We start from the raw sequence: 26,542 nt of genomic DNA, 5'->3' as shown, positions 1-26,542 counted from the left end.
TTTGCGGTTTTTATCTTACTTCTTCGCAGCCTTACCGTAGCGGCTCATGAACTTATCAACACGTCCTGCTGTGTCAACGAGCTTGCTCTTACCTGTGTAGAATGGGTGAGAGGTGCTAGAGATTTCGACTTTTACCACTGGGTAAGTTTCGCCTTCGAATTCTACAGTGTCATTTGTCTTTGCAGTAGACTTCGTAAGGAACATATCGCCGTTGGACATATCCTTGAATACGACGGGGCGATAGTTTTCTGGATGAATACCTTTTTTCATTTTGAGTTTAAATATTAATGTTATAAATACTAATTTCGCATAAAGCGGGTGCAAAGTTACGAATATTTTTCTGAATTTACAAACTTTTTGTGCTTTTTTCTTTGTTTGCTCGGATTTTTATGCTATTTTTGCAACAAAATATAACTGATTATGTACAGAAAACATCTTTTATGGTTTGTTTTCCTTCTTGTTGCGACTGTTGGTATGGCTAAGTGCAAGAAGGGGCAAAATATATATGGTATAGGTTTCTATAATCTTGAAAATCTGTTTGATACGTGCCACGATGAAGGTAAAAATGATTACGAATTTCTGGCCGAAGGTACGTTTAAATGGACTGGCGAAAAGTACAAATGCAAGCTACAGAATATGTCGAAAGTTCTGGCCGAGATGGGTACAGATAAGTTGCCTGGAGTGGGCTGTGCTGCCATAGGTGTGGCCGAGGTTGAGAACGCTAAGTGTTTGGAAGACTTGTGCAATCAGCCTGCATTGAAGGCCCGCAATATACAGTTTATACATGTTGAAGGTCCTGACCAGCGTGGCATAGACTGTGCGCTGCTCTATAATCCGCAGTTGTTTAAGGTGAGAAACTACAAGCTTATACCTTATATATATAATAGACCTGAAGATGCCGGACGTGCCACACGTGGTTTCTTGGTGGTTAGTGGTACATTGGCTAAGGAGCACGTCACGATTATCGTAAACCATCTGCCTTCGCGAGGTGCTAAATCGTATGCCCGAGAGGATGGCGGAACCCAGCTGAGGGCTGTAAAAGACTCGCTGCAGAAGGACGATCCCAATGTGAAGCTGTTTATTATGGGCGATATGAACGACGATCCACATGACCCGTCGATGGCAAAATGCCTGGGTGCAAAGCGCGAAGTCAGTGAGGTAGAAGAGGGCGGACTCTGGAATCCCTGGTGGAACATGTTGGCTGCTGGTCAGGGAACGCTCCAATTCCAAGGTTCATGGAATCTGTTCGACCAGATTATCCTCTCGTCTAATCTGCTTAACAAGGCCGGTAATCAGGATTATAAGACCTTGAAACTCCTGGATTATCAGATATTCCGTCGTGATTATCTGATTCAGCAGGAAGGCGAATACAGAGGTAATACCTTGCGCACGAGTGCTGGCGGAAAGTGGCTCAACGGATATAGCGACCATCTGCCAACATTGGTTTATTTGATGAAAGAGTAATGAGTGAGATTATAGAGAGTCATCCCTTTGAGCCATTTCTGCCTGCGAATGCCAAGCTGCTGATGCTTGGAACCTTTCCTCCGGCAGAGAAACGATGGTGCATGCCATTCTATTATCCCAACTTTATCAACGATATGTGGCGTATCTTCGGCATCTGCTTCTATGGCGACAAACAGCACTTCGTATTAGAACAGGAAAAGCGCTACGATCTGGATAGTATCATCCCGTTCCTGAACGAAAAGGGGATAGCAATGTACGATACAGCCACCCGCATCCGCAGAACAAAGGATAATGCATCCGACAAGGATCTGGAGATTGTGGAAGAGACCGATCTGGACGCTATGCTGAGACAACTGCCAGAGTGCAAGGCTGTGATAACGGCAGGACAATTGGCAACCGACGTGTTTTGCAGCCATTATGGCGTACAGAGTCCGAAGGTGGGCGAGTATGCTGAGTTCAGTCTGGATAACAGAACAATGCGTCTCTATCGGATGCCAAGCAGCTCAAGAGCTTATCCGATGCGGACAGAGCGTAAAGCAGAATATTATAATATAGTTTTTAAATACCTTGAATTATGACAATCATTGGAATTGCAGGCGGTACTGGTTCTGGCAAGACTACCGTTGTAAAGCGAATAGCCAAAGCGCTGCCACCACATTGTGCAGCAGTTGTTCCCCTCGACTCGTATTATAATGATACCACAGGAATGACACCCGAAGAGCGTAAGGCCATCAATTTTGACCATCCTGACGCTTTCGACTGGAAACTGCTGACAGAGCATATTAAGAAACTGAAGAGTGGCGAGGCTATTGAGCAGCCCACCTACTCGTATATTGAGAGTAACCGACTGAAGGAAACCATACACGTAGAACCCAAGCCTGTGATTATTATCGAGGGAATCATGGCTTTGCACTATAAGAAGCTACGCGATATGATGGACCTGAAGATATTTGTTGATACCGATAGTGATGTACGCCTGATCCGTAACATTCGCCGTGATGTAGTGGAGCGTGGACGTACTGTGGATATGGTGCTGGATCGCTATGAGAAGGTGCTGAAGCCTATGCACGAGCAGTTTATCGAGCCAACCAAAAAGTTTGCCGACCTGATAGTACCTTGGGGTGGGGATAACCGTACGGGTATCCACATCCTTAAGACATATATTGAGGGAATAGTTACGGGAGTGTAGTCACTTCCGTAGCTTCTTTTTCTTCTTTCACTTCCTCGGCTACAGGTATCTCCTGTATTTTCTCAGCTTTACGCTTGTTGGAATGCACCTTCAGCGAGTTGATAATCTCGGTTATGCCGTAAAGAAGTGAGCACCAACCCAGAATAATCATTGCCATACTTGCAGGACTCATCGGCTTTAGCATCACATAAAGGCCTGTAAGTAGTATCAGCGATGGGAATACCCAATATCCAAAGCCTATCTTTCCGAATCGGCGACCGCCTACCAGTACCATAAACTGATTGATGGCACCCAGTATCAATATGGCTCCAATGATGTACATCAGCGCCTTGATAAAGATGCCTGGTGTGAGAGCAAGTAATAATCCAAGGATAATACTGCCCAGGCCCACAAGCGGGAATGTAGGCTTCTCACCGGCAATCACATGTCCGTCGGCATCCATGATCTTATACTCAGAAACGCTCTTGCTGGCATTGAAATATACTACTACCGAAATCACACCCGATAAAAGGAAAAGAATACCGATGGCTACTGTAATCCATGTTACAGTATTATCAGGATACTTAATCAGCATGATACCAATGGCTATGGCGCAAATGGCACGGAAAATAGAACTTTGTAATATCTTCATCTTCATAATTTCTTGGTTTTACGCTGCAAATATAAATAATTTAGGTGGAATCAGCAAATAATTATGTAATTTTGCAGCAAAATTTATAAGATAATGACAACTTTATACTTAGTAAGGCACGGCGAAACAGTGGATAACGCCAATCAAATCATGCAAGGACAGACTCAGGGCGAACTGAATGAGAACGGTATCAGACAGGCCAGGGAGTTTAGTGAGGCGTGGAAGGATAAGGCTATCGACGTGGTGATTGCCAGCGATTTGAAACGTTCTGTTGATACTGCCCGCATCATAGCAGAGCCGCATCATCTGGAGGTTCATACTACCCAACTGCTTCGCGAACGAGACTGGGGAAGCTTTACAGGTCGCTATATACCGGAACTGAAAGGCGAAGTATGGCCTGACGATATAGAGACACAAGAAAACCTTCTTTCCAGGGCTGGCGAATTCATCGCTTATGTCAGGCAGACATTTCCTGGAAAGAAGGTACTGGCCGTGGGCCATGGCATCATCAACAAAGCTATACAATCATTTTATTATCAAAAACCAATGAACGAAATTCAGAGGATGTCGAATGCTGAAGTACGTACACTCGAACTTTAGTTTATCTGCGACCTCCCATGTGGCTGCCACTACTATGTGAGCCTCCGCTATGAGAACTGCCACTGTGAGAACCACCGCCGCCGCGTGAACTGCTGTGTGAACCGCCGCGTGAACTGCTGTGCGATCCTACGTGTGAACCACCGTGCGAACTGCTATTCCCGCGGTAACCGCCGAATGAGCTGTTATTGCGGTGTGACTCAGAATGGCGATTTATCTCGTTGTGGCGATTCATTCCATGATGATGGCTCTCGATGCGATGGCTGTTGTGATGACGACCTGTTACGCGTGTTGAGCTGTAACGAGGGTTGCGGAAGTCGCCGCGATTCCAGCGATCGTGCATGCCGAAATGCTCTCTGTGAACGGGGCGGAAGTGCTCTCTGCGTCCATAATAGTATCCATGTGTGCCATGAATGTGCCAAGCATGTCCACCACGGTAGGTCGCATAGAAGTGAGGACGTCCGAAGTAGAAGAAGTCGCGGTGTGGATATACGCGATATATGCCAAAGTGCCAATATCCAGCCTCCCAATAGAGTGGGCGATAGAAGTATGAAGCAGCTATATAAGCATTCCACTGCCAATCGTACAGTATATAGCTCAGATCGAGATTACGACGCTCCCAATAGGTGCCGAAAACATCATCGCGTCCAGCTACTCCCATCAGATAGTCGAGGTTTATCTCGTATGCAGCCTCGTACTGTTCGTCGGTGAGGTTCAGCTCGTACGCCATCTTATCGGTGAGGAACAGGGCTTCGTTGCGAGCCTGCTCGTAGCTCATTGCACTCGCTGACAAAGTAGAGGTCAGCATCACCATCAGTGCGAAAAACAACTTCTTCATAACCATATCTTTTTTAATTGTTCTACATTCTTGTTTATTATTCACGTTGCAAAGGAACAACATTTTTAAGTCATATACAAAGGATTTTCCCTAATTGGGCGGAGGAAAATCCCTATTTCCCCACTTTTTTCCGCTTTTCACTCTTTACATTTCGCATTTTATTATTAACTTTGCCAGCGATATGAGGAATGTTCTATCTATTATATTAATAATGTGCGGCTCTCTGGCTGCGAGCGGACAGCAACGTTCGCTTACCGATAGTCTGCACTATCGAGCTGAGCTGCAGACTACATTATCAACTGGCGATCATACACCATTATGGCTCAATGCCAACAAATATGGACTCAGTTCGTTGAAAACTGCCAATGGCTATCTGCGTGGTGCTGTTGCCCGACCTCTCTCTGCCGATGATGGCAGGAAGTGGGGGATAGGTTATGGTGTAGATATGGCTGTAGCTGCTGGTTTTACCAGTACCTTGGTGATGCAGCAGGTTTATGTTGAAGGCCGATGGCTGAAAGGCACGCTGACTGTTGGAGCCAAAGAATATCCGATGGAACTGAAGAACCAGGAATTAAGCTCTGGCTCGCAGACGCTTGGTATCAATGCCCGGCCGGTTCCGCAGGTTAGAATAGCGCTTCCTGAATACTGGACTATACCAGGCACCAGGAACTGGCTAGCCCTGAAAGGTCATATAGCCTATGGTAAAACTACCGACGATAACTGGCAGAAAGACTTTGTATCTCCACAAAACCGCTATACCGAAGGTACTTTCTACCATAGCAAGGCCGGCTATCTGAAGATAGGTCCAAGCAAATTTACTGCCGAACTCGGTTTGGAAATGGCCTGCCAGTTTGGAGGAAAGTCGTATTATGAACTGTCGAGAGATGATTGGCAGTGGATTTCGAACGAGGGCGGTTTGAAGAGTATGATTCATGCTTTTGTTCCAGGCGGTGGCGAAGTGAACGAGACGACTTATGAAAATGCTAGTGGTAATCAGCTAGGCTCATGGATTGTTCGCCTGAATTATGAGGCAGACACATGGGAGGGAAGCTTTTATCTGGATCATTTCTTTGAAGATCAGTCGGCTATGTTTATGCTTGATTATGATGGATATGGTGACGGGGCAGAATGGAATACAAAGAAAGATAATAAATACCTGCTTTATGACTTTAAAGACATGATGTTGGGTTGGGAACTGAAACTCAAGCAATGCGACTGGCTCAAAAATATAGTAGTAGAGTATCTGTATTCGAAATATCAGAGTGGTCCTGTGTATCATGATAGAACCCAGACAATAAGCGACCATATCGGCGGTAATGATAATTATTATAACCATCATATTTTTACAGGATGGCAACATTGGGGACAAGTAATGGGAAATCCTCTGTACCGTTCGCCGCTTTATAATGATGATGGGTCTATTCGTGTGGCTGATAACCGATTTGTGGCTTGGCATCTGGGCATTAGCGGAAAGATTTGTGAGCCGCTTAACTATCGTGTGCTATCTACTTATCAAACGGGATTAGGTACATATAATGATCCTTTTACCTCAAAACAGTACAACTTCAGTCTGCTGGCAGAACTCTCTTGGCAGCTTAAGGCTGGCTGGAGTGTGCGAGGGGCGCTGGCTATGGATAGCGGCAAGCTTCTTGGCGACAACTTTGGAGCCCAAATATCAATCGCTAAATCTGGAATATTTGCAAAATGAAAAAGATATTATTCATATTAGTAGCCTTTGCATCATTTCTGGTATCGTGTGATATCGAAACTTCGGATAACGGGAATCTTGATGGTTATTGGCATATAGTAGCAGTTGATACATTGGCTAATTCTGCTCATACAGATATGTCGAACCAAAAGGTGTATTGGGCTTTCCAAAAGAATCTGCTTCAGCTTCGTGGATCTACTGATACAGAAAAGGCGCTTCAGGAGTTCTATCTACGTTTCTCGTTAGATAAAGATATGCTGACTCTTTCTGATATTCATCTGCGAGATCGCGAAAAGGATGACCCACTAGTTGATGAGTCTACTATGCCATTGATATACATTTATGGAATCAATCAGATGCGTGAGTCTTTTCAGGTTCTGAAACTGAATGGCCATGAGATGGTGCTACAGAACGAAACGATTCGTATTAGTTTTGTTAAGATGTAGTTTGTATTAGAACTTCTTACCAAACATGATATAAAGGAAGGTTTGGAATAGAATCTTTGCATCGAACCATATAGAATGGTGCTCCAAATAATACAGATCCATTTCCAAGCGGATGAGCATCTTTTCAATCGAGTCGGTATAACCATTGTATAGGGTAGCATAGCTGGTAACTCCTGGACGAATCTGGTACAAGAGCTGATATCTGGGGTCTTTCTCCATAATCAGGTCTATGTAGTATTGTCTTTCCGGGCGTGGGCCGATAAAAGCCATGTCTCCCCTTAGAACATTCCATAACTGAGGCAGCTCGTCTAGATGGTGGTCTCTTAGAAATCTTCCGATACGTGTAAGGTTCTCATTCTTCTCATGTTTGAATAAGGCATATTCGTCGCGGTTACCGTTTAAGGTCATACTTCTGAACTTCAGAATATTGAAAGGCTTTCCGCCCAGGCCTATTCGCTCTTGTTTGAAGAGTGCCGGGCCGCCATCCTCCAGTCTGATTGCCAGATAGCAGATGACGAATAATGGCGAGAAGATAATCAGGCAGATAAGTGCCAGACAGAAATCAATGACTCTTTTCATGCTATCAGACTTTTTAAGGTGAGAAAGATAATTCTGAAGTATTCCTGCATCGTATAATGCTCCAGATACTTCATGTTGAGCTTGATTTTATCGGGCATTACCTCTTCGATATATACACGATCGGGATCGTTGGCTTTACTGAGTAACTCATTCTCGTTGACATACTCTATCGATGCATAGTCGGTGATTCCTGGGCGTACACTTAGCACTTTACGTTGTTCTTCTGTGTATAAATCAACGTATTTCCTAACCTCTGGCCTGGGACCAACCAGACTCATATCGCCTTTTAAAACATTCAGTAGTTGCGGCAGCTCGTCTATTTTCGTTTTGCGGAGGAAATATCCAACTCGTGTTATTCTGTTATCATCTTTGCCAATGGTTAATAAGCCTTCCGAATCAGAGCCAACATGCATTGTGCGGAATTTGTAAAGCATGAATGGTCTTCCGTCTTTGCCTATTCTTTCCTGAACATAGAAGGCGCCTCCTTTGCTTCCTGTTCTAATGATAATATAGAGTACAATGAATATGGGAGAGAGCAGAATCAGTCCCATAACAGAGAACAATATGTCGAACAATCTGATCATATCACTTCCTTGAAGTTCTTTATTACATATTCCACTTGCTCGTCTGTAAGCTTAGTATAGAGTGGAAGTGTGATTTCGTTTTTAAACTGATTGTATGCATGCGGATAGTTGCTGATGTCGAATCCCAGCTTTTTGTATGCAGTCATCATGGGTAATGGTTTGAAATGCACATTGCATGCGATGTCGCGTTCTGCCATTTTTACGATGACCTCATTACGCTGCTTCTCCTCATATCCCAACAACCTTACCTGGTATAGATGCCCTGACGAGATATGCTCCGCATTATAATGGTCTCGTAATTGCAGGTTCAAACCAGATAATTCCTGGTTGTAGTGCTCTATGAGTTCTCTTCTGCGCTTCAGCATGGCTGGGTAACGCTTCATCTGTACCAGTCCGATAGCAGCTGTCAGATCGGTCATGTTGCTTTTGTAGGCTGGTGTCAGAATGTCGTATTCCCACGAACCAAGTCTGGCTCTCGATAAGGCGTCCTTGCTTTGCCCGTGAAGAGAGTTTAGCTGGAATTGCTGGTAAATCCAATCGTCATCAATACCCTTTATGGGTTTCCACATAAGAGCTCCGCCCTCAGCTGTGGTGAAGTTCTTGACTGCATGGAAAGAAAAAGATGTAAAGTCGGCAACAGAACCTACCTTTTTACCCTGCCAGCTAGCACCGAAAGCATGAGCAGCATCGTCTATAACAATCAGATGCCCTATAGCCTCTTGTATTTCGTTGGCTGGTTTAAACAGATGGCGTTTGCTTTCTACGATTCTGTTAATTGCTGCATAGTTGCATGGAACACCGCCAATATCTACAGGAATCACCACCTTGGTACGCTCGTTAATAGCGTTCGCCAGCTGTTCGTAGTCCATTTCGTACGAATCTTGTTGGGTGTCTACGAATACCAGTTTGGCTCCTACATGACATACAGGACTAGCTGTGGCCGTATAGGTATAGGCTGATGTAATCACTTCATCGCCAGGACCTACTCCAAGTATACGGAGTATGGCTTCGAGACAAGCTGTGGCGCTGCTTTGGCATACGGCAACATTGGTCTCGCAGAAACGGGCAATTTGTCTTTCAAACTCCTTGGTGCGAGGGCCTGTGGTAATCCAGCCTGATAATAGGGCGGCGGCCACTTCCTGTGCTTCTTCTTGTGTGATATCTGGAGGCGAAAAGGGTATCTTCATCTTATCTACTATGGGTTACCTGAGTTGTCTTTTTGCATATAACGTTGAATATACCAACGATATAGCCAATTCCATAACTCATGTGAATACTAAAAAATACATAAGGCATCAGCAATACTAGAAGCGGCTGATGTGCGCGTATGGCTCCCATGCTGCCTACTACGATTCCTACGAATAAATACAGCAACAGGATTGTGGTGTAAACCTGCAGAATGAATGGTGATAACAAACTACCGATTCCTCCAAACACAAGTCCCAATAGGAAAAACAGAGGGAAAAACTGTCTGACGGTAGTAGGCGCACCCAGTTTCTTGTTTACTAATGGCTTATACAGACCATATTGGTAGTACATCTTCCGCATCTTGCAAAGCGTATCGCGAGCTGTGTAGTTTATAACTACTTGAGGAATCAGATATATCTTTCCTCCAAGATTCTGCAGACGTCCATTAAACTCGTCATCCTGGTTTCGTACTAAATCGGTGTCAAACGGGCCTGTCTTTTCAAAGATCTCACGCTTGTAACATCCGAAAGGTACGGTATCTGTTTCCATGATTTTTGATGCGCCAATTTTGTGCATAGAGCCTCCTACACCAAATGGATGGCTCGAAGCTAACGCGATGGCCTGACAGACGGGAGTGTCTTTAGCAGGCTGAGTGCTCCATACGCCTCCTACATTGTCGGCATTTAACAGATACAGATATTTTACGAGTTCTGATATGTAGTTGGTAGGGTAGGTGCAGTGTCCGTCGAGTCGCATAATCACTTCTCCCTTGGCAGCTTGCAGTCCTCTGTTTAATGCATGGGGAACGATACGCTCGGGGTTGTCTAGGAGTTTTATAAAAGGATACTGCTCCATATAGCGACGAATAATGTCTACGGTATGGTCTGTACTCCGTCCATCTACAAATAGAATCTCCATCGCATCCTGAGGATAATCTTGTTCGATGATAGATATGATACATGCTTCAATGAAGGCCTCTTCATTGAACACAGGACATATCACCGACACATTTTTTATATTCATTTATATTATAAACGCAATTTTGCTTTAATCAGTGTGCAAAGGTACGTCTTTTTTTCGTAAAATCAATAAAAAATGCTGAGAATATAGTTCATTGCTTTTAGATTGTGTCTGCAATAATCTCTGTGCGACATCTTCTTTATAGAAACATGTTCTTTGTCGATTACTTTGATGCTAGGCTCATAAACTACCTTAAGACCTGCTTTCCTGCAGTTCTCGGCCAGGTATAGTTCTTCGCAGAAAAGAAACATAGGATAGTCTATGATGCCGCACTTGCTGAAATAACTCTTGGTTAGAATTATCAGCGAACCGTGGCCTGCATAGATAGGACCTGCGTTGGTCTTAGCATAGTATTTCTTTCTGCGATAAACGGTATGATGGTAGATGGTATCGAGAATCGGATACTGATAGAAAGCTCGGAGTATCTTCATTTTTCTGAGTGAAGGGCGAAATAGTCTGGCAGGGTTGCGATCTCGCTGTTCTAACTCTGACCATATTCTGGGTGCAATCCAGCCTGTATCTTCGGGACCTTCATAGTCAGCCAGTTTCTGGAAGAAATCTTCTTCAAGAATCAAGTCGACATTGCTGATGATAGAGTAGTCGTAGTCGGCAATTTCTACCTTTTGCATCAGTCGTCTTATCGCTCTGAAGTAACCTGGATTATCTTCTATGGTATTGTCGGCCATGTAGACGTCGACATGTACTTGGTCTGATGCTTTCCGCTTTGCTGTATCTATGGAGGCTAGATAAGCATCACGCTCTTTATCAGAGTTATACGATACGCAGAAGATAGCTATTTTAATCATTCGGTTGTTTCTTTTTGTAAGAATATGAATAAGAATAAGGCCACAGCAAACATGGCAATATAGCTGGTATATGCAAAGAAAGATGTGGCAAACGACCATAGCAAGTAAGCATATACGGCAGTTATGATGACCTGATTGAGAATGATACTTTTACCACATATCAGATTCTTGAATGAGTATTTAGAGAATGCTCCTAAAAGCAGCAAGACAAAATAGGCACCAGACTCTCCGAAATCTTCGATGAGTGATCTGAATATGGTGAAAATATTAGCTATTCCGTAATAACCGTTTTGGCCTATCTGGTGATATTCTTGATAGACGCCCTGAATCCTTTCTTCCAGACCTATAAGATTGGTTATACCTAGGAATGTCTTGCCGCCTAATGCATATTCGGATGTTTCGTGGAATGTGAACCACGTATCGAAACAATGGAACTGGCCAAAGGCGTAGGTTATGAACTTCTGGCTGATGTCCATGATAGCCCTTTCGCTTATTTCGCCTGTACGTAGTACCATTGATGAGAAAAGGATTCCGAAGAATACGGCGAATCCACCCATAAACCTCAGCAAGTGTTTAGCTTTGAGTCTTATCGGAATGTCGTAACTATAGGCACATACCAGATAGCCTGTAAACCAGAGTATGAATCCTGTAATCATACCCATTTTCATGGACTGGGTAAGTGCAATGAATATACCTGGAACAAGTGTTAAGATGCATATCGTTTTAGTAAAACGCCCACACCATCTGTAGCAGAATCCACCAAATAGTGGTGCGGCGTAGCAGAAGATGAGGAAGAACTGGTTGGCCATATTAGTGATGCCGCCCGTTGAATAGCGGTCTTCCGATATCTGCTTATTCATGTTCAAGATATCTTGCATACTTAACAAGGCATTGAGGTTGAATCCATGAAGAATAATTGAATAGAGCGGATTAACCATAGCGCCGATAAGTAGAAGCAGCATAACAGGAAGAATGCGTTCCTTCCTGATGGTTAGTTTTATGTTGTTTCCAGCAGGATGATATACAGAATCACAGAAGATGGTGCCCAGAATAAGCATGATGACGCCGCCAAGAATGAATAAGATGCCATAGAATTGCAGAGCAATATAATGCTGTAGCATCAGTACAAGCGGTATTGAGATAGCCCACATCGCAGCAAATACACCAGCAGGCTCAAGGCGCAGAATGTACTTCCACGACAAGGAGACCAGAACGGCGACGAGAGCTATGATAAGGATTGTCATTGGGCCTTACGAATTACTGGGGTTCTTAATAAATTGCCACGTTATCCATGATAGCACTCCTTGCAGGATGCTTACTAAGAAGTAGGCCCAAGCTAGTTGGGTGAGGGTAGTGCTGAGGCTGAACGATATCATCATTACCACCAGACAGATACCGAGGATAAAGGCATTATAGGGCTTGACGCTAACAGCATCAATCGGGTTGCGATACAGCAGATATAGGGCCTGTGGTAGAATAGCAAGAATCATGATGCGCGATGTTTCTACAGTAGCCAAATAGCTATCGGCAAAGAACAGAGAGGTGAAAAAGCCGATAAACAGATATAGAGCCGCTATGATGAGTAGCGATGTACCCAAATAGAGCGTAGCTAAATTGTTGATGAAAAGGTTGGCTCTTTTCTGCTCTTTCTGGGCCAGGCATTCTGAAACGTATGGCAGCAGGATGATGCCCATAAACGAATATAGCGGAGTAACCATCGTTACAAACGTTATTCCCACAGAATAGTAGGCCGTGGGTTGTAATCCTTGGGTTTTGCTGATATAGATAAGTGGGAATGCGGATAGCGAGAACAGAAAGAAGTCGGCTATCAATCTTCCTGATGAGTATTTAACGATGGTCTTTAACTCTTCTTTTATCGATGCAATATTCAGGTGCGGAAGCTTGTGGATGAACAGTTCTCGGCCCATATAGATGGCTACAAGCACAGAGGTGATGATTAACCACGACAAGAACACGATTCTGGTAGTAAGTATAGGCAGAAATATGAGTGGCAGGATAATAGCCAGCTGGATGACAAGTTGCGTGGCGTTATACCATTTGTAGTTGCCTGTTCCCCGATAATAGGCAAACACGAATTGCGACAACGCCAGGGTAAATGCGTAAGCAAGGGCTATCGCCAGGAGTGCATCGTTTACCATTGCTGCTGATATGATGCACACTATGATGGTGATGCCTGTCATATAGACGAGGGCTGCCGCCAGCAGAGGCACAATAGACCGCTGTTGCTCGCCGTTTCTGTATAGTGGGATATAGCGGGGTAGGGCGATGCCTACTCCTGCCAGCATCACAAACGATAGTACCTGAACGCTCCTTTTTATCAGATTATACTGTCCAAAATCCTCAATGCTTAAGCGATTACTCAATAACTTGTTAATGGCAAAAGCACAGAGCATAATCGTTATCTGAATGGTGAATGTCCAGACAACGTCTTTACTCATTTTGGATCTTAGTCCGATTCTCATTTTTGGGCGTTTCGTTCGCGAACAAAGATTCTGCAGGCAGGAATGAGAATGCCTAAAAGGAAGGCTCCGAAGAGTACGTTTTTCTTTACTGGTGAACTCTGCTCTTTAACGCCAACTGGTGGGGTGAGTACTCTGATGTCGGTCTTCATTTCCTTGGTCATCTGGAACTCCTCTCGTTTCTGCAGCAGGAATACATAAACCTCGTTCAGCACTCGCCAGTCGCGTTCGTCTGATAGTCCTCCGATGGCTTTCTGTGGGGCAGAAGCAATCAGTTGTTTACCCTCGTTCTCCTTGGCTGCAACGCTCTTGATTTGCACTTTCAACTGCTTGATAGCGTTCTCGGCTGCTATCAGCACGGCATCGTGCATAGCCGATAGCTGTTGGTCTATATCTTTAACCACAGGACTCTCCTTGCTCGAGCTGGCAATAATCTTGCTTCTCTGCAGTTGTAGCGTGTTGTATGCTTGCAATTGGTCGGCCAAGCCTTTATTGTCGGCTATCAGTAATGCTGGCAGCATCTGGTCTTTCTTCGATTCGTCTTTCAGATAATCGCGTATCGATTGGGCCACATATAGTTGATTGCTCAGTTCCATGTGGGCTGTAGAGATATCTTTTGCTCCTTCGGCATAAACTTTTGCCATCACTTCAAGGTCGGGCATCATGGTTTTGCTCTTATAGTCGGCCACACGCTGATCAAGTGTCTTCAGTTCGCCTTCAAGCCTTGCCAGTCGCTCCATCACATATTTCTCTGAAGCTGCTGATTGTAGATCCTGATCCTCGCGGGTTTCTTTGCGATATTCTGCAATCATGGCATTAATCACATCGGTAGCCCTCTGTCTTGATACGTCCTTATATTTAATGTCGATGATAGAGGCATCGCGGCTGCCAACTACCACGTTCAGACGCTTCTTCTTGATGAAATCCACCATTGCCATGGGCTCTGTGCGTTTTACGGTGATGGTTACTTCATCGTCTTTAAGTCTGTTGAAGTAGGGGGTAGCTTTGATTTCTATATCGCCAATCGAACTTTTCAGAGTCTGGTTGATGTGTCCGGTTAGCTCGTCATCGTATTTGTCGTCGTTCTTCTTGAGCTTATACAGCTTCAGGTCGCCGTTCTTCTTCAAGTCAACCTTCATCTTCACATCGTCGTCGTCGGTGATGTTCTTAAAGTTGATGGTTATGGGGAGTGTTTCGGCATACAGCTCCTTGTTGCGAATGCCCTTGATGGTGTAGCTCATGTCCAGATGTAGCTGGTTTACCACATTGAGCAGTAACCAGGGCGACTGCATGGCGTATAGCTCGTTATATACATTCTGCGAGCCCCCGATGCCTATCAATCCGCCCAGTTCTGCTAGTCCGCCAATCTGGCCCATAATGGCTCCCATGTTGTTTTCTTCTTTAACCAGCACCTGGGCCTTCTTGGTGTATTTGGGGGGAGTAACTATCAGATAAATGATGGCTAGTAGCATGATGACTACTACCGATGTTACAAACCATTTCCATTTGGCAAAGCATGCCTTGAAAAAACTATCTATAGTCATGTTGATGTTTCTTTATTTGAATATGAGCACAAGGATTGTAGTAAGTACCGATACGGCCGAAATCCAGAACGATCCTGTTGTGGTATCGTTGGCGTTAGCAGCTTGGCGCTGTCGGTAGTTGTTGGGTTGAACGTATATAATGTCGTTCTGCTGCAGTATATAGGCAGGCGATTTTGCCATAGCTTCGGCATTTTGCAGGCTCAGCACGTAGGTTTCCTGCTGGCCGTTTTCTTTCATTCTCAGCACTTTTACTTTGTTTCTGTCGCCATAGATGGTCATGTCGCCAGCTTTACTCAGCGCCTGCAGTAGTGTGGTCTTATCGTTGTCGAAGGGGTAGAAGCCAGGTGTTCTGACCTCTCCGATGACTGAGAATCCCAGGTTCAGATACTCTACGGTTACTACGGCATCTTTTGCAACACTGTTCTCGTTCAGCGCCTCCTTCAGGTGTGCGGCTAGTTCAGCGCGGGTTAGTCCGGATGCTTTCACCTTACCTATAATAGGAAAGTCGATGTAACCCTCGGCATCGATGGTGTAGCCTGATGAACCGCGACTCTGATTAGTGGATTGTAGAGCTGTATAACCTATAATCTGTGATGTTACAGGCAGGTTTAACACGTTGTTCAGGTCGGCCGATTTTGTGTTTACTATTATCGACAATTTATCTGCAGGCTTTAATACTATACCCTTGCTCTGAGCCAATGTAAGGATTTCGCCATCGGTAAGCTCAGGAAAGTATGCCACAGTCTTAGGCGTCATACATCCCGACAATAATATTGCCACAGATGCGCCCATGATGATATTCTTTATGATAGCTTTCATTATCTTTTAAAACGCTGTTTACACCTTATTATTTTAGAAATCGGGGGCAAAAATACTAAAAATTTGGATAAAAACATGGTTTGTATCAGAAAAAGTACTATCTTTGCAGCCGAATTTGCTAGTGAGCAGTTCGAAATTACGACTTTTTGTCTTGGGGTTGACTGGATTTGACGGCGAGATGAAATGGTACGTAAGCACGCGGAGGCTTCTTTGGTTCCCTCCATAATCTGAGTCAAGGAAATTATAATTGGCGAAAACAATTACGCTCTCGCTGCCTAATCGAAGTACAGTAGATTACTGGCTTTATTCTCTTACAAGGTAGGAGAACGAGACGTCGCTCCGAGGATGTTGTTCCGAATCCAAAGATCAAGCGGCGCAGGTTAAATCGGAAATAGTCTATGTAGGCTCCGATGCACGGATGAAGTTTTAGGAGATAAGGTGCCGGTTGGTGGCTTGGGTCTTGCCGACACACGAAAATGAAGGCCAAGATAAGCGTGTAGAAAGCGTATGGTTTCCTTGTGCGGACGAGGGTTCGACTCCCTCCAGCTCCACTAAGGTTTTGCGAATCATGACAAACGTGACAAATGACAGCATGATTATTTGAACGGGCATTGATTCGAAAAACTGTTTTTATCAACCATATTATATAATATATTATAATATATTATATAATATGAATTTTTGAACGGTGTTTTGTGAATGTCTTGGTGTGAAATATGACACTGTCATTTGTCATAATTGTCATGTGTCATGTTTCAAGATTTGCTACCCTTAAGGGAAAATGTTTTTTTCTAACGTGGTAACAATTTCGCTCATTAATACCCTTAGCTTGAGATTACGGCTATGGGCTCTCGAAATTACGTCTCGACATCATCGAAGTTGCGTTTCGTTCAATCCGAGCTGTCTTTGCCTTGATCTGAGGCCCAAAAACAAATAGGCAATGAAGCCATAATTCATGACACATGACAATTATGACAAATGACAGTGTCATTTTTCTTATGACTCTTCGCTTGACGTTCGGAGAATGATGGAGGTGGCACCAAGGGTGAATAGGGTGCCATCGCTGATAACGCGGCGCTCTTTTGGCGTGAGCTCCACATTATCTATAAATGTGCCGGTATTGCTATTGTTGTCTTTAAGCGTATAGCGCAATCCACCCTTCTTGTCGCGACTCACGGTGATGGTGCAATGATTCAAGTCTACGCTGGGGTCAACGGTCTCGAAAGCGGTATTGGCAGGATTGCCCTTCTGATAGCGGCCTATCACATTGTCGCCCATACGGAGTGGGATAACCTGCTTGTAGTGGAATACGTTTTCGATAACTACTATCGATCCGCAGCCTTCCTCGTTAGCCTGCTCGTCGGGGTTCTCGTCCTTCTGTCGCTCGCGTAGTTTGCTCACACCTATACGGATGCCGAACTCCTTGCCGCATTCGGGGCACTTGAATACCAACGACTGGCCAGCCTCGTACTTGGTCTCGTCGAAGGTGATATACTGGTCGCATTTTGGGCAGCGTACTCTCTTCATTCGCTCGTCTCGTTGTATTTGTAAACCCAAGCTTCTTCAAGTTCTTTCTCGCGTGATATCTTCTGAAGCTTGTTGTATGCATCGGCTTGATTATCGAAATGGCCATAAACCACACGCGTAATGTTGTTATGAACATAAATTTCTGCTCCCTCGTAGCCGCGTTGGGCCAGTCGGCTGATGAAATCCTCGGCATTATGCTTGCTTACCTGGCTGGCCAGAACGATGCAGTAGCCCTCGCGACTAGCTGCTTTAACCGCAGGCTTGCTTACCTCTGCAGGCTTGGCTGGCTTGATGGTGTCAAGTATGGCCTCGGCTGCCTTGGTGGCTGGCTTCTGAGCGTCCTTACGCTTAAAGTCGATGGCGCTGGTATTGGTGTCTTTCGACGACATCATGCCAAACAGCAACTGATTGTTCAGATTGCTGATAGTGCGAGTCATCAACTCTGTCTTGCCTGTTGGCATTGACACGAAGAATACTGCCAGCAGAATGGCTGCAACGGCAACGGCATTGCGAATCCATGTGAATTTGATGCGTACAACATCGTTTTCATCGTCCTCAACCTCATCGGTGGTTTCTGTGGCGTTATCGGCCGCATCTTCCATCAGATGTTTCATCGGGTGCTCAAGCTTAACCACATTCGACGACGTCTCCCTGACGGGCTCCTTCGCAGGCTCTTCTTCTGCAACGGCCTGTTCGTTCACCATCTGGAGAGTCTTCATCTCGAACGAGTTCAATCCGTAAAGGCTTGGCGACAGGATGCCTGCCTCGCAAGGGGTAAACACGTAGTTACCATCTTCGTTCAGCTCTAATATACCTATATTATTAAGCTCGTAACGGCCTTCGTTCTGCAGGTGCTGGGTAAGTTCGTTTACTTCGTCCTCAATACGCTGTATGGCCTCAGGATAGCTGATGTCGTAGGCCTCGATGTATGACTGGGTCAGCAGCGAATCGTTAATCTTAAGCTGGGGGTTAAATCCAAGTGTACGGAGTGGGGGGAGGAAAACGCCGTCTTCCTCGTCGTATCTTGCCTCGACATGGTGCACCATAAAGCCTCCCAAATTGGGCACAATCACGCAGTCGTTGTCGAGCAACAGTATCTCAATATGTCTCTCTAATTCAATCACGGGTGCAAATTTACATCAAAAAAATGAGATAAACAAATAAAAGATACTTAAAATGCTTGATAAATGAAAAAAATAGTGTACCTTTGCCGAAAAATTTCTAATTAACGATTATGAATATTGCAATTGTAGGAACCGGTTACGTGGGTTTGGTATCAGGAACATGTTTTGCTGATACCGGCGCAAATGTAACTTGTGTTGATGTAGACCAGAACAAGATTGAACGCCTGAAGAATGGCGAAATTCCCATCTATGAACCAGGTCTTGATGAGCTTGTAAAGAAGAATGTAGCCGCAGGACGACTGAAGTTTACTACCGATTTGGCGTCTGTACTCGACGATGTTGAGATTGTTTTCTCGGCCGTAGGTACACCTCCCGATGAAGACGGCTCGGCCGATTTGAAATACGTGCTTCAGGTGGCCAAGACTATCGGTCAGAACCTGAAGAAATACGTGGTTGTGGTTACAAAGAGTACTGTGCCTGTAGGTACAGCTAAGAAGGTGCGTAAGGCCATCGAGGAAGAGCTGGAGAAGCGTGGTGTTGACATCGAATTCGATGTAGCCTCGAACCCAGAGTTCCTGAAAGAGGGTAATGCCATCAAGGACTTTATGAGCCCCGACCGCGTGGTAGTAGGTGTAGAGAGCGAGAAGGCCCAAAAGGTGATGACAAAGCTCTACAAGCCCTTTATGATTAACAACTTCCGCGTGATATTTATGGATATCCCATCGGCCGAGATGACCAAATACGCTGCCAACTCGATGCTGGCCACACGTATCTCGTTTATGAACGATATAGCTAATCTCTGCGAGCGTGTGGGGGCCGATGTTAATATGGTACGCGCGGGTATAGGTTCGGATACACGTATCGGACGTAAGTTCCTCTATGCAGGTTGCGGATATGGTGGCTCTTGCTTCCCCAAAGACGTCAAGGCTCTGATTAAGACTGCCGACCAGAATGGTTACTCGATGGAGGTGCTGAAAGCCGTAGAGCGTGTGAACGAGAAACAGAAGAGTGTGCTTTTCGAGAAGCTGGTGAAGGCATACGGCAGCAAGGAGGCTCTGAAGGGAAAGACCGTCGCTATGTGGGGACTCTCGTTCAAGCCAGAGACCGACGATATGCGCGAATCAACAGCCTTGGTCATGATCGACCTTCTGATAGAGGCTGGCTGTAACGTTCGTGTTTACGACCCAATTGCTATGAACGAGTGTAAGCGCAGAATAGGCGATAAGGTGACATACTGTCGCGATATGTACGACGTGGTTCTGGATGCCGATGCCCTGCTGCTGCTCACAGAGTGGAAGGAGTTCCGTTTGCCAGGATGGGGTGTTATCAAGAAAGCCATGAAGCGCCCATTGGTTATCGACGGACGTAATATCTTCGATATCGAGGAGCTCGACGAAAATGGCTTCGAGTATCATTGCATAGGTAAATGAAGAAACTGTTTACGATATCATTATTGATGGTTGTTCTGGTGGCTTGCCATCAGAACAATTCATCGGTAGTGTCCGAGGATAAAGAGGCCAAGGCTATGCTTCAGGGCGTTTGGGTAGACGAGGAGAGTGGCAACGTGACTTTCAGAGCCAAAGGCGACACTATCTACTTTGCCGATGCCACCAGCATGCCTACCTATTTCCGTATCTACAAAGATTCGCTTTATCTGGGCTCGGGTGCGGTATATGGTATCGCAAAACAAACTGAACATCTCTTCTGGTTTAATAATCAGAATGGCGATCTGCTGAAATTGCAGAAGGGCGACGAGGCTGAAGAAGAGGCTGTACAAGAGCATAGTGCTCCAAGCATACTTACTTATACCCATCAGGTAAAGATCGACTCGGTGGTATCTTATAACAATACCCGTTACCATTGGTATATCGCCATTAATCCCACCAAGTATAAGGTGACCAAGCGCTCGTATAACGAAGATGGACTTGAGGTGGAAAACGTGTACTATGACAACATTATGCACATAAGCGTTTTCGTTGGGGCTAACAAGCTGTTCTCGAGCGATTTCCATAAGCAGCAGTTCAAGGGGATTGTGCCTGAATCCTTCTTGAATGAGGCTATATTGGCTAACATGGAGTATAGCCATGTAGATGCCGACGGACTGCATTTCAACGCCACACTATGTATCCCTGATGGTGCCTCGTGTTATATGGTTGAGACGACCATCAGTTATACAGGTGTATCATCGATGAAGCTGGTTGAATATTAATTTTTTTCTTCCAACCACGCATCGAGCAGCATACGTGCAATTGATAATTTTTCTGGAATAGTGGGCAGGTTATCGCGTTTAAACCAGCCTCCTTTTGCTATTTCGCTGGCTTGCAGGTGGATATCGCCTGATACGTAATCGGCATTAAATCCTACCATCAGTCCGCAAGGGTAGGGCCAAGGTTGTGAGCCAAAGTAACGGATATTGTTGATGCGTACTCCAGTCTCCTCGAATGCCTCGCGTGCTACAGCTTCTTCTAATGTCTCGCCTGTCTCTACAAATCCTGCAACCAATCCATAGAAATCGGTACGGAAGTTCTTGGCGCGAACCAACAGCACTTCATCCCCTTTGTGTATCAGCACGATGACGGCTGTGGCCAGCTGTGGCCATATCTCCTTGCCGCATTCGGTACATTTCTTCGAAATCTCGGTATCCATCTTCATGGGGGCGCCACAAACACCACAGAACTTGGTGTTGGCATCCCAATAAAGCAGCTCATGGCATTTGCCGGCTTTCTGATAAAGCGACTTCTCGAGTTTATAGAATGATTGGCGCAATCCGCACATCTCGTAGCGTGGATCATCACAAACGGGGTGGTCAATCTTGTAGGTCTTAACCTCGATACCATCCAGAGGCGTGATGTTCATCACGTTGGTCCATGGTTTCACTTCTGTTGGCGGTTCTTCCAGAAATGGAATCGTGTATCCGCCGTCGGGGGTCTTCTCTAATAACAGTTCTTCTTTACAGAATACAAAATAATGTTGTTTCATTTTCCGAATAATTGTTTACGGTCTCTTTCCAGAGCAGGCTTTACCCATGCTTCTGGCACAAATTTCCAGTTGTTATTCTTTTGTGGGTCGATAGTGCCCAAACGTTTAATCTCTTCAGTCAGATAGTGGCGCTGGTCCAGGTCGGTGTGGAACAGTACACGACTCTCGAGTGAGTCCTTGGGGATGCCGGCGCCGCGAGTCAGCAATTCGCCACCACCATTGGCGCGATAGCTGTTCATCACTACCTTATACCACTTATGTTCATCAAATGGTTCGCCATTCGACATGCGGAGAATCCTGACTTTCTGTCCGTCGGGCTTGGTCAGGTCTACCTCGTAATCGATGCCGCAAGCAGAATCGAAGTTGAAGGTGTAGTATTGGAAACCAGTACGTTGCTGGTCTTCCTTAGCATCGTCGTTTAATCTTAAAGCATGATCGCTTGGCGACTTCATGGTGTTGCACCACATGTCGTATGAGAACTCCAGATGCTTTCTGATTTCCTCACCAGTCATCTTGAGAACGAAGAGCAGATTCTCAAAGCGATAAAGCTTAAACATATCGGCCTGAGTCACCTCGCCTGCATCGATAGTCGTATCGAATGCCAAAGGTGCGTTGAATGATATGTCGGCCTTCGAGATGCTCATCTGCAGATTGTGAATCAGGTCGGTAAATGCAGAATTTCCAAAGAAACTCTCACGGGTATAGATGGGGTTCTTAAAGTAACCAATCTTGGTGTTTACATAATCCTTCACCTTGTCGATGGTAGGCTGGAAGTCCTTCAGCATCTGCTCGTCAATCTTTTCGTCGAGCACATTCACGATGTTTCCTTTAATATCCTTCTTGGCAAGTTTACCCTTTTTGTAGGTAAGGGTGATTTCTGCTTCGGCCACATTGGCTACATAGCATGAAGGGTCGACACACAGTACTTTATCGCCAACTTTATTGGTAACCCACATGTTGTGCACCTGATGGTCGTGACCAAAGAAGATGATATCGAATCCTGGTACCTCGCGGGCTACTGATTCTGTAGCGTTTTCTTCGTATTCGGGTGTGCTGATTCCGCCGTTAAGTCCTGAGTGGAACAATCCGAAAATCAGATCAGGCTTTTCAGTCTCCTTCACATACTTAATCCATTTCTTGGCGCACGATGTCATCTCTTCGAACTCTAATCCCTTCCATATTGATTTGTTCAACCAGTTTGGAATAGCTGGGGTAAGCATGCCGATAACTACAATCTTAACGCCATCCTTGTAGTGAACCGAATAGGGCTTAAGTCCTGTGTAGATATGCTCTGGGCGGGCATCGGCATTCTTGTATTGCTCTTTTACGATATTGGCTCCTAGTAGTGGGCAACGAACCTCACGAATCCACTTGTCGTAAACTTTGTGTCCTGGTTCTATATCGTGATTACCAACGGTCTCTGCATCATATTTCATGTAATTGATAACCGTAGCAGCCAGGTTCTCATCTTCTGGCATCACGTAGTTGGTCCAATATACACAAGGCTGACCTTGCAGAATGTCGCCATTATCTATCAGCAGGAAGTGGTCTTCACCATACTTCTTACGCTGCTCCTTAATATAAGAGTTGGCGCGTGTAAGTGTGCCCCTTATCGGCTTCTTTTCCATAAAATCGTATGGGAAGAAATGACCATGTACATCGCTGGTTTCAATCACTTTTATTTTAACTGTCTTGGAGTTCTTTGCCTCAATAGGTACAACTGATAACAGCGCAGAAATCAGTATCAATACTGTTTTATTCATATTCATATTAGCTATTTTGGTGCAAAAATACATATTTTAATCGATATTCCCAAACATTTAATTAATTATTTTTGAGGCCAACTTGGCACATTTTTTGCAGGAAACCGATTAAAAAGAAATAGGAGGATTAGATTATGGCATTTATTGATTATTACAAGATTTTAGGCGTAGATAAAACTATACCACAGAAAGATGTTAAGAAGGCTTATCTGAAGCGAGCCAAGCAGTTTCATCCTGATTTGCATCCTGATGATCCTAAGGCCCAGGCTAAGTTCCAGGCTCTTCAGGAGGCTTACGATGTAATTGGCGACCCGCAGAAGCGCGCCAAGTACGACCAATATGGCGAGAAATGGCGTGAGGCTGAACATTTCCAAGGCTTTGGCGGAGGAGGTCAGAGCGGAGGCAATCCGTTCAGCGGTTTCGACTTTAGCAGCTTCCAAGGTGGAGGCGGATTCTCGTCGTTCTTCGAAGACCTGTTTGGCCGCAAAGGTCAGCAGGGTGGAGGCTTTGGCGGATTCCAAGGTTTCGGTGGTCGCCAACCCAGAACGCATAGCGGCGAGATGAATGCTAACGTAACGATAGATCTTTACACGGCGATGCTGGGCGGTGAGGTGATTGTAACCTTGTCGAATGGTCAGAAGCTGAAGCTGAAAATTAAACCAGAAACCCAGCCAGGTACTAAGGTTCGCCTGCGTGGTAAAGGATATGATAGAGGTGATGGAACCTTTGGCGATCTCATCATTACCTATCAAGTAAAACTTCCGACAAATCTGACTGAGCGTCAGAAGGATTTGTTACGCCAGATGCTTCAGTAAGAATTCCTCTGCGCGAGTTAAATCCTCAGGGGTATCGATACCTACGGTTTCGATATCGGTAAGGCCCACACGGATACGATAACCGTTTTGTAACCAACGAAGTTGCTCAAGACTCTCTGCTTTCTCCAGACTGCTCATGGGCAACTTTGTTACTTCGGCCAGTACCTCGCGGCGATAGGCGTAAACACCCAGATGCTTCAGGAATGGATACTCGCCAAACCAGCTGTCGCGCTCTTTACCTCTTATATAAGGTATCACACTACGGCTGAAGTAAAGGGCAAAACCGCGATTATCAGTTACAATCTTTGGCGAGTTAGGATTCTCAACAGCCTCTATCGATTCGAATGGCTTGCCTAATGTGCCAATCTGAGTTTCGGGCGCATCGAAGAGGTGCATCAATGTTTCTATCTGTGAAGGCTGGATGAAAGGTTCGTCACCCTGAACATTGATGATAACATCGGCATCCAAACCAATCTTCTCTGCAGCTTCCTCAATGCGGTCGGTACCACTCTTGTGGTCGGTACGGGTCATCACAGCCTTACCGCTAAAACCAACTACTGCCTCGTAAATGCGGTCGTCATCGGTAGCTACATATACATCGTCGAGCACGCTTTTCACCTGCTCGTACACTCTCTGAATTACTGTTTTACCGCCCAGTATTGCAAGCGGTTTGCCCGGATATCTTGTTGAAGCATAACGGGCAGGAATAATAGCCATAAACTTCATAATGGGTGCAAAGGTAAATAAAAAAACTGATGAAAACGCAAAAACTTATAAAATTATACGTATGGAATTTGCGAACCTCAATAATTTTATTTAAATTTGCACACACAAAATAGGATTATAGTTCAAATGAATATAAATAAACTTTCGATTATAGCATTCACATTGTTTCTGCCCTTTACGGCAGGAGCACAGAAAATAACTCTCGGTTCGGCTACTACTAAGGATGGTGGCGAATATCAGGGAGAAATGGTAATGGGTAAGCCTCATGGCAAGGGTAAGGCCGTATATAAGAACGGCAACTGGTATGAAGGCGAATACGTGAAGGGTAAGCGCCAAGGATTTGGTACATACTCTTTTTTTGATGGTGAGAAGTACGAAGGCGAATGGTTTCAGGATCAGCAACATGGTAAGGGAACCTATTATTTCCAGAATAACAATCGCTACGATGGCCTTTGGTTCCGTGATTATCAGCAAGGGCATGGCATTATGTACTACTATAATGGCGATAAGTACGATGGCGAGTGGAAGCAGGATAAGCGCTCTGGCTATGGTATTTATACATTTGCCAGTGGTGCCTATTACAAGGGCGATTGGCTGAATGATAAGAAAAATGGTAAAGGTATCTACGATTGGGGCGACGGCTCGGTATATGATGGCGATTGGAAGGAGAATATGCGCTCGGGCAAAGGTACTTTTAAATATGCGGGCGGAGATGTCTATATCGGCCCCTGGGCTGATGACGAGATGAACGGTCGCGGCATCTATAAGTTCCAGAACGGCGATGTTTATGAAGGCGATTACGTGAAAGGCGAGCGAACAGGCTCGGGCATTTTCAAATATGCTAATGGCGACAAGTACACAGGTCAGTTCTCCAAAGGCGACAAACAAGGTCAGGGTACTTTTGTGTGGCAGAATGGCGATACTTATGTAGGACAATGGAAGGCTGATAAGCAGGAGGGTCGTGGTAAGCTGACCAAGAAGTGTGGTGATACCGTTGAGGGAACCTTCAAGGCTGGTCAGCCTAATGGCGAGTGTATCGTTCGCTTTGCCGATGGTTCCAAGTTCAAGGGTGTCTTCAAGAATGGTCGCCGTAATGGTGCTGCTATCGAGGAAGATAAGGATGGCAATCGTTTCGAAGGCTCGTATCAGGACGATTTGCGCGATGGAAACTTTGTAGAAAAAGATAGAAATGGAAAAGTTACCGCCCAAGGTACATATACTCGTGGGCACAGAGAAACAAAATAGAATACTTTAAAATTTATCCGATTATGATTATTGATACTATTGAGAATCTGGGCAAGTACACAACACTTAATCCGTTGTTTGCCGAAGTAGTTGAGTTTTTGAAGAATAACAATCTCCAGACTATGGAGGTAGGTAAATATCCAATTAAGGAAAAGGATTTGTTTATGAATCTTCAGGTGGCCAAACAGCGCACCAAGGATACTGCAGTTCTCGAGACTCATATCGAAATGATTGATATTCAAATTCCAATAACCTGCGCCGAGACATTTGGTTATACGCCATTGGCCGACCTTCCTGCTTTTGAATATAATGCAGAGAAGGACATCACCAAATATGGCGATACAAAGCCTCAGACCTATGTGACTGTTAATCCTGGTCAGTTTGCTATCTTCTTCCCTCAGGATGGTCATGCTCCTTGCATTATCGATGAGGCTGAGGTTAAGAAAGCAATTTTCAAAGTGAAGGCATAA

At 45.0% G+C, this 26,542-nt stretch carries 28 protein-coding genes and 1 other RNA gene; 12 read left to right on the top strand and 17 right to left on the bottom strand.

Features of this window, described 5'->3' with window-relative positions; translation table 11 throughout:
• Positions 1 to 15 precede the first annotated feature (15 nt).
• Positions 16 to 270, bottom strand: a complete 255-nt coding sequence (locus BUB86_RS13275) for a type B 50S ribosomal protein L31 (RefSeq protein ID WP_013064062.1) — start codon at positions 268 to 270, stop codon at positions 16 to 18.
• Between the two features lie 150 nt (positions 271 to 420).
• Between BUB86_RS13275 and BUB86_RS13270 the strand changes: the two genes are divergently transcribed.
• From BUB86_RS13270 to udk, 3 genes are read left to right on the top strand one after another with little or no spacing between them, the layout of a single operon-like run.
• Positions 421 to 1,464, top strand: a complete 1,044-nt coding sequence (locus BUB86_RS13270; RefSeq protein WP_410543946.1) for an endonuclease/exonuclease/phosphatase family protein — start codon at positions 421 to 423, stop codon at positions 1,462 to 1,464.
• Positions 1,464 to 2,042, top strand: coding sequence for a uracil-DNA glycosylase family protein (locus tag BUB86_RS13265; protein ID WP_073210328.1), 579 nt, complete (start codon positions 1,464 to 1,466; stop codon positions 2,040 to 2,042). Before BUB86_RS13270 ends, BUB86_RS13265 begins: the two co-directional genes overlap by 1 nt.
• Entirely contained in the window at positions 2,039 to 2,653 is a 615-nt protein-coding gene (gene udk, locus BUB86_RS13260) for a uridine kinase (RefSeq protein ID WP_073210326.1), read from the top strand. The genes BUB86_RS13265 and udk overlap by 4 nt, the downstream gene beginning before the upstream one ends.
• On the opposite strand, the gene BUB86_RS13255 is transcribed toward udk, so the two are convergent.
• Positions 2,640 to 3,290, bottom strand: a complete 651-nt coding sequence (locus BUB86_RS13255; RefSeq protein ID WP_254795171.1) for a DUF308 domain-containing protein — start codon at positions 3,288 to 3,290, stop codon at positions 2,640 to 2,642. The two genes, udk and BUB86_RS13255, sit on opposite strands and share 14 nt — an antisense overlap.
• 87 nt (positions 3,291 to 3,377) lie before the next feature.
• Here BUB86_RS13255 and BUB86_RS13250 point away from each other — a divergent pair, with 87 nt between their 5' ends.
• The gene (locus tag BUB86_RS13250) at positions 3,378 to 3,884 is read left to right on the top strand and encodes a histidine phosphatase family protein (RefSeq protein ID WP_073210325.1); all 507 of its coding nucleotides are present in this window, start codon (positions 3,378 to 3,380) and stop codon (positions 3,882 to 3,884) included.
• A 1-nt stretch (position 3,885) separates the two neighbouring features.
• On the opposite strand, the gene BUB86_RS13245 is transcribed toward BUB86_RS13250, so the two are convergent.
• Positions 3,886 to 4,719, bottom strand: coding sequence for a hypothetical protein (locus BUB86_RS13245; protein WP_073210342.1), 834 nt, complete (start codon positions 4,717 to 4,719; stop codon positions 3,886 to 3,888).
• A gap of 181 nt (positions 4,720 to 4,900) precedes the next feature.
• Here BUB86_RS13245 and BUB86_RS13240 point away from each other — a divergent pair, with 181 nt between their 5' ends.
• Together BUB86_RS13240 and BUB86_RS13235 are read left to right on the top strand one after the other, a co-directional pair.
• The gene (locus tag BUB86_RS13240; protein ID WP_073210323.1) at positions 4,901 to 6,427 is read left to right on the top strand and encodes a capsule assembly Wzi family protein; all 1,527 of its coding nucleotides are present in this window, start codon (positions 4,901 to 4,903) and stop codon (positions 6,425 to 6,427) included.
• Entirely contained in the window at positions 6,424 to 6,873 is a 450-nt protein-coding gene (locus BUB86_RS13235) for a lipocalin-like domain-containing protein (protein WP_073210320.1), read from the top strand. Before BUB86_RS13240 ends, BUB86_RS13235 begins: the two co-directional genes overlap by 4 nt.
• Before the next feature lie 6 nt (positions 6,874 to 6,879).
• Here the strand turns inward: BUB86_RS13235 and BUB86_RS13230 are convergent, their stop codons facing one another.
• The 9 genes from BUB86_RS13230 to BUB86_RS13190 form a co-directional block, all read right to left on the bottom strand.
• Positions 6,880 to 7,452, bottom strand: a complete 573-nt coding sequence (locus tag BUB86_RS13230; RefSeq protein ID WP_073210318.1) for a sugar transferase — start codon at positions 7,450 to 7,452, stop codon at positions 6,880 to 6,882.
• Entirely contained in the window at positions 7,449 to 8,036 is a 588-nt protein-coding gene (locus BUB86_RS13225) for a sugar transferase (RefSeq protein ID WP_073210316.1), read from the bottom strand. The genes BUB86_RS13230 and BUB86_RS13225 overlap by 4 nt, the downstream gene beginning before the upstream one ends.
• A complete protein-coding gene (locus tag BUB86_RS13220) occupies positions 8,033 to 9,223 on the bottom strand; it encodes a DegT/DnrJ/EryC1/StrS family aminotransferase (protein ID WP_073210314.1) in 1,191 nt (396 codons plus the stop codon). Before BUB86_RS13220 ends, BUB86_RS13225 begins: the two co-directional genes overlap by 4 nt.
• 1 nt (position 9,224) lies before the next feature.
• Positions 9,225 to 10,247 carry a glycosyltransferase family 2 protein gene (locus BUB86_RS13215; RefSeq protein WP_073210312.1) on the bottom strand — a complete coding sequence of 341 codons (1,023 nt, stop codon included), beginning with the start codon at positions 10,245 to 10,247 and terminating at the stop codon, positions 9,225 to 9,227.
• A gap of 62 nt (positions 10,248 to 10,309) precedes the next feature.
• Positions 10,310 to 11,050: a glycosyltransferase family 2 protein gene (locus BUB86_RS13210; protein ID WP_073210310.1), complete on the bottom strand. Its 741-nt coding sequence runs from the start codon at positions 11,048 to 11,050 to the stop codon at positions 10,310 to 10,312.
• Positions 11,047 to 12,294, bottom strand: coding sequence for an O-antigen polymerase (locus tag BUB86_RS13205; RefSeq protein WP_081373252.1), 1,248 nt, complete (start codon positions 12,292 to 12,294; stop codon positions 11,047 to 11,049). The genes BUB86_RS13210 and BUB86_RS13205 overlap by 4 nt, the downstream gene beginning before the upstream one ends.
• Before the next feature lie 6 nt (positions 12,295 to 12,300).
• Positions 12,301 to 13,509, bottom strand: a complete 1,209-nt coding sequence (locus BUB86_RS13200) for a lipopolysaccharide biosynthesis protein (protein ID WP_073210305.1) — start codon at positions 13,507 to 13,509, stop codon at positions 12,301 to 12,303.
• Between the two features lie 20 nt (positions 13,510 to 13,529).
• The gene (locus BUB86_RS13195; RefSeq protein WP_073210303.1) at positions 13,530 to 15,074 is read right to left on the bottom strand and encodes a GumC family protein; all 1,545 of its coding nucleotides are present in this window, start codon (positions 15,072 to 15,074) and stop codon (positions 13,530 to 13,532) included.
• Between the two features lie 12 nt (positions 15,075 to 15,086).
• Positions 15,087 to 15,893 (bottom strand): polysaccharide biosynthesis/export family protein, encoded by an 807-nt coding sequence (locus BUB86_RS13190; protein WP_073210301.1) that lies wholly within the window; start codon positions 15,891 to 15,893, stop codon positions 15,087 to 15,089.
• 153 nt (positions 15,894 to 16,046) lie between these two features.
• Between BUB86_RS13190 and ssrA the strand changes: the two genes are divergently transcribed.
• Positions 16,047 to 16,447: a transfer-messenger RNA gene (gene ssrA, locus BUB86_RS13185) on the top strand.
• Positions 16,448 to 16,889: 442 nt separating this feature from the next.
• Here ssrA and BUB86_RS13180 read toward each other — a convergent pair.
• Positions 16,890 to 17,420 carry an FHA domain-containing protein gene (locus BUB86_RS13180; protein ID WP_073210299.1) on the bottom strand — a complete coding sequence of 177 codons (531 nt, stop codon included), beginning with the start codon at positions 17,418 to 17,420 and terminating at the stop codon, positions 16,890 to 16,892.
• Positions 17,417 to 18,544 carry an SPOR domain-containing protein gene (locus BUB86_RS13175; RefSeq protein ID WP_073210297.1) on the bottom strand — a complete coding sequence of 376 codons (1,128 nt, stop codon included), beginning with the start codon at positions 18,542 to 18,544 and terminating at the stop codon, positions 17,417 to 17,419. Before BUB86_RS13175 ends, BUB86_RS13180 begins: the two co-directional genes overlap by 4 nt.
• Before the next feature lie 110 nt (positions 18,545 to 18,654).
• Here BUB86_RS13175 and BUB86_RS13170 point away from each other — a divergent pair, with 110 nt between their 5' ends.
• Positions 18,655 to 19,974, top strand: coding sequence for a UDP-glucose dehydrogenase family protein (locus BUB86_RS13170; protein WP_073210295.1), 1,320 nt, complete (start codon positions 18,655 to 18,657; stop codon positions 19,972 to 19,974).
• Positions 19,971 to 20,753: a DUF4738 domain-containing protein gene (locus tag BUB86_RS13165; RefSeq protein ID WP_073210293.1), complete on the top strand. Its 783-nt coding sequence runs from the start codon at positions 19,971 to 19,973 to the stop codon at positions 20,751 to 20,753. The genes BUB86_RS13170 and BUB86_RS13165 overlap by 4 nt, the downstream gene beginning before the upstream one ends.
• Here BUB86_RS13165 and nudC read toward each other — a convergent pair.
• Both nudC and BUB86_RS13155 read right to left on the bottom strand, forming a co-directional pair.
• On the bottom strand, positions 20,750 to 21,523 hold the full coding sequence (gene nudC, locus BUB86_RS13160; RefSeq protein WP_073210291.1) for an NAD(+) diphosphatase: 774 nt from the start codon (positions 21,521 to 21,523) through the stop codon (positions 20,750 to 20,752). The two genes, BUB86_RS13165 and nudC, sit on opposite strands and share 4 nt — an antisense overlap.
• The gene (locus BUB86_RS13155) at positions 21,520 to 23,286 is read right to left on the bottom strand and encodes a bifunctional metallophosphatase/5'-nucleotidase (RefSeq protein WP_073210340.1); all 1,767 of its coding nucleotides are present in this window, start codon (positions 23,284 to 23,286) and stop codon (positions 21,520 to 21,522) included. The genes nudC and BUB86_RS13155 overlap by 4 nt, the downstream gene beginning before the upstream one ends.
• A 134-nt stretch (positions 23,287 to 23,420) precedes the next feature.
• Here BUB86_RS13155 and BUB86_RS13150 point away from each other — a divergent pair, with 134 nt between their 5' ends.
• Complete coding sequence (locus BUB86_RS13150; RefSeq protein WP_073210289.1) at positions 23,421 to 24,101, top strand: DnaJ domain-containing protein; 681 nt, start codon at positions 23,421 to 23,423, stop codon at positions 24,099 to 24,101.
• Here BUB86_RS13150 and kdsB read toward each other — a convergent pair.
• Positions 24,081 to 24,827: a 3-deoxy-manno-octulosonate cytidylyltransferase gene (kdsB, locus tag BUB86_RS13145; protein WP_073210287.1), complete on the bottom strand. Its 747-nt coding sequence runs from the start codon at positions 24,825 to 24,827 to the stop codon at positions 24,081 to 24,083. The two genes, BUB86_RS13150 and kdsB, sit on opposite strands and share 21 nt — an antisense overlap.
• 126 nt (positions 24,828 to 24,953) lie before the next feature.
• Between kdsB and BUB86_RS13140 the strand changes: the two genes are divergently transcribed.
• The gene (locus BUB86_RS13140; RefSeq protein WP_073210285.1) at positions 24,954 to 26,072 is read left to right on the top strand and encodes an MORN repeat-containing protein; all 1,119 of its coding nucleotides are present in this window, start codon (positions 24,954 to 24,956) and stop codon (positions 26,070 to 26,072) included.
• 23 nt (positions 26,073 to 26,095) lie between these two features.
• Positions 26,096 to 26,542: a YhcH/YjgK/YiaL family protein gene (locus BUB86_RS13135; RefSeq protein WP_073210283.1), complete on the top strand. Its 447-nt coding sequence runs from the start codon at positions 26,096 to 26,098 to the stop codon at positions 26,540 to 26,542.

The sequence above is a fragment of the Xylanibacter ruminicola genome, assembly GCF_900142525.1.
GTDB classification, from domain to species: domain Bacteria; phylum Bacteroidota; class Bacteroidia; order Bacteroidales; family Bacteroidaceae; genus Prevotella; species Prevotella ruminicola_A.
This window is presented reverse-complemented; position numbering and strand designations above follow the sequence as displayed.